Origin of the sequence: Candidatus Phytoplasma gossypii (genome assembly GCF_030586975.1) — a bacterium.
Taxonomy (GTDB): domain Bacteria; phylum Bacillota_I; class Bacilli_A; order Acholeplasmatales; family Acholeplasmataceae; genus Phytoplasma; species Phytoplasma citri.
This window is the reverse complement of sequence record NZ_JAOSIT010000080.1, coordinates 1-1,070: the sequence shown is the minus strand read 5'-3', so window position 1 is coordinate 1,070 and position 1,070 is coordinate 1. Positions and strand designations below refer to the sequence as shown.

Here is a 1,070-nt window from a genome sequence, read left to right as displayed (position 1 = left end):
AAAACCATTTTGTTACCGATCAACCTCTGACCAAACTTTATACCGATTTAACTTGTTTTCCAACAACTCAAGGATTATTATGGGTTTCAGTTATTTTAGATGGTTATCATCAAGAGATTTTAAGTTTAAAAATTAGTTTAAAACCTAATTTAAAGTTAATTAAAGCGACCTTTAAAGTTTTACCTTCATTAACTAAACCTTGTATTATTCATTCGGATCGGGGTGGTAGTTATAGTAGTCGCCTTTGGCAACAAACTTTACAACAAAAAGGCTTTTTAATTAGTATGTCCCGCCCTGGTTGTCCTAATGATAATGCCCCGATCGAATCCTGGTTTAGTAATTTAAAAGGGTGGTTTAAAAGTCGTTATGGAGATTGGTATCACTATTCTTTTACGGAAATAATTAAAAAAATTCAAACTTTTAAAAGTTTTTATAATCACAAATGGCCTATCAAAAAACTTAATTATCAAAGTCCCCTTCATTATTTACAAAATTATCAAGAAAAAAAATCTCAACTTCAGACTAAGATTAATTAATCAAACTAAATAAATAATTATTTATGAACAATCAAAATTTTATAAAAAGGAGTTAATTGATCATGAATGATTTTATTAAATATATTGAAATAGGATTATTTTTTTGGAGTTTATATGATATTTTTGGTAATTTTTTAATTCCTTTATATTTTATATTGTTTAAAAATTATATTAAGAGATAAAAATATTCCCACTAATCTTAATCATCTAAACAAAACCGCTTATATTCATTAGAAATCTTTTATTCGATCATTATTTACTTTAATTGTCATATGTAAAGATTTTATAATTAAATAGCGTTTTAGCGCTATTTTAGCTTAATATACAAACACACTAACCTGGTTAGGCCATTAAAATTAAAATTAATTTAAAATTAATATAATTAAAAGAACCAAATTATTTTCTTAACGCAAAGGATTTTTATGATATCGATAACGATAATGATTAAGAATGATATCTCGATAATATCAAATATCGATTATCATTATCATTATCGATATAAAATATAAAGTATCACTCCTTCGAGGAGTTAAT

General features: G+C 24.9%; 1 protein-coding gene. It reads left to right on the top strand.

The features are described 5' to 3' along the window. Positions 1–536: DDE-type integrase/transposase/recombinase (locus tag OC698_RS03170; RefSeq protein WP_304513235.1), on the top strand; the 536-nt coding region annotated here is incomplete at its 5' end. Positions 537–1,070: the final 534 nt, after the last annotated feature.